Origin of the sequence: Cellulomonas sp. B6 (assembly GCF_001462455.1) — a bacterium.
In the GTDB taxonomy this organism is placed as follows: domain Bacteria; phylum Actinomycetota; class Actinomycetes; order Actinomycetales; family Cellulomonadaceae; genus Cellulomonas.
In genome coordinates this window covers 1-2,070 of the sequence record NZ_LNTD01000241.1, presented here as the reverse complement: position 1 = coordinate 2,070, position 2,070 = coordinate 1, and the positions used below count along the sequence as shown (strand labels likewise).

3 protein-coding genes are annotated in these 2,070 nt (G+C 73.6%); all 3 read left to right on the top strand.

Annotation, left to right across the window (positions count from 1 at the left end):
- Positions 1-25: 25 nt before the first annotated feature.
- Positions 26-961: a cysteine synthase A gene (cysK, locus tag ATM99_RS17310; RefSeq protein ID WP_062104056.1), complete on the top strand. Its 936-nt coding sequence runs from the start codon at positions 26-28 to the stop codon at positions 959-961.
- Positions 962-1,049: 88 nt separating this feature from the next.
- Positions 1,050-1,634 carry a serine O-acetyltransferase EpsC gene (epsC, locus tag ATM99_RS17305; RefSeq protein WP_062104055.1) on the top strand — a complete coding sequence of 195 codons (585 nt, stop codon included), beginning with the start codon at positions 1,050-1,052 and terminating at the stop codon, positions 1,632-1,634.
- A gap of 95 nt (positions 1,635-1,729) precedes the next feature.
- Positions 1,730-2,070 (top strand): GntR family transcriptional regulator (locus ATM99_RS17300; protein WP_062104054.1); only part of this gene is annotated, 341 nt, incomplete at its 3' end.

Below are 2,070 nucleotides of genomic sequence, written 5' to 3'. Positions count from 1 at the left end.
GCCCGGCCCCGACCGAAGAGGAACCATGGCACGCATCTACGAGGACGCCACCGCGCTCGTCGGCAGCACCCCGCTGGTCCGCATCAACAAGATCACGGACGGCGCTGGCGCGACCGTCGTCGGCAAGCTCGAGTTCTACAACCCGGCCAACTCGGTGAAGGACCGCATCGGCGTCGCGATCATCGACGCCGCCGAGCGGTCGGGCGAGCTGAAGCCCGGCGGCACGATCGTCGAGGCGACCAGCGGCAACACGGGCATCGCGCTCGCGTTCGTCGGCGCGGCCCGCGGCTACGACGTCGTGCTCACGATGCCCGAGACGATGTCGAAGGAGCGGCGCGCGCTGCTGCGCGCGTTCGGCGCCGAGCTCATCCTCACGCCGGGCTCCGAGGGCATGAAGGGCGCGGTCAACCGCGCCAACGAGGTCGTCGCCGAGCGTCCGGGCGCGATCCTCGCGCGGCAGTTCGCGAACGAGGCGAACCCCGAGGTGCACCGCCGCACGACGGCCGAGGAGATCTGGGCCGACACGGACGGCGAGGTCGACATCGTCGTGGCCGGCATCGGCACGGGCGGCACGATCACGGGCGTCGGGCAGGTGCTCAAGGAGCGCAAGCCGGGCGTGCAGATCGTCGGCGTCGAGCCCGCCGAGTCTCCGATCCTCAACGGCGGCGCACCCGGCCCGCACAAGATCCAGGGCATCGGCGCGAACTTCGTGCCCGAGATCCTCGACACGAACGTCTACGACGAGATCATCGACGTCGACGCCGAGACGGCCGTCGCGGTCGCGCGCCGCGCCGCGCGCGAGGAGGGCCTGCTCGTGGGCATCTCGTCGGGCGCCGCGCTGCACGCCGCGACGCTGCTCGCGCAGCGTCCCGAGAACGCGGGCAAGCTGATCGTCGCGATCATCCCGTCGTTCGGCGAGCGCTACCTGTCCTCGGTGCTCTACGCCGACCTGCTCGACTGACACCGGTCCGACGCGCCCGGCCGCCACCGCGGCCGGGCGCGTCCGCGTCGGCCCCACCACCCGTCCCCACCGCCCCACGGAGCACCCCATGCGCCCGCTCGCCGACTTCCTGCGCGTCCTGCGCGACGACCTGCAGGCGGCGCACCGGCACGACCCGGCGGCGCGCTCGCTGCTCGAGGTCGCGCTGGCCTACCCGGGCGTGCACGCGATCTGGGTGTACCGGCTCGCCCACCGCATGTGGCAGGTGCCGCCGCTGCGGCTGCCCGCACGGCTGGTGTCGCAGGTCGCCCGCGCGTTCACGGGCGTCGAGATCCACCCCGGCGCAAGCCTGGGCGAGCGGCTGTTCATCGACCACGGCATGGGCGTCGTGATCGGCGAGACCGCCGAGGTCGGCGACGACGTCGTGCTGTTCCACGGCTCGACGCTGGGCGGCAAGTCCATGAAGCGCGGCAAGCGCCACCCCACGCTCGGCGACCGGGTCGTGGTCGGCGCGGGCGCCAAGATCCTGGGCCCCGTGTGGGTGGGCGACGACGCGCAGGTCGGCGCGAACGCAGTCGTCATCGCCGACGTGCCGGCGGGGGCGGTCGCGGTGGGCGTGCCCGCGAAGGTGCGGCGTCGGCCCGCCGCCGCGCCGTTCGACGCCGAGGTCGACGACCCGGCGATCTACATCTGACACGACGTCGGCACCGCCGCTGCACGGTGCCGCGCCAGGGTTCCCTAGCGCACGCTTGTTCTAGTTGTTATCAAACATTGCGGTACCCTGGGTGCGTGCTCCTCCGCATCGACACCGCCTCCGACGAGCCGCTGTACGCGCAGCTCGCGGGCCAGATCCGCGCCGCCGTCGCGCGCGGCGACGCCCCGCCCGGCACGCGCCTGCCGGCCGCGCGCGAGCTCGCGGCCTCGCTCGAGATCAACCTGCACACCGTGCTGCACGCATACCAGGACCTGCGGGACGAGGGCCTGGTCGACCTGCGCCGCGGCCGCGGCGCCGTCGTCACGGGCCACCGCGCCGCCGACCTCACCGAGCTGCACGCCGCGGTCGACGCGCTCGTCGCGACCGCGCGGCGCCTGCACGTCGCACCCGAGACCGTCACGACCCTCGTCAAGGA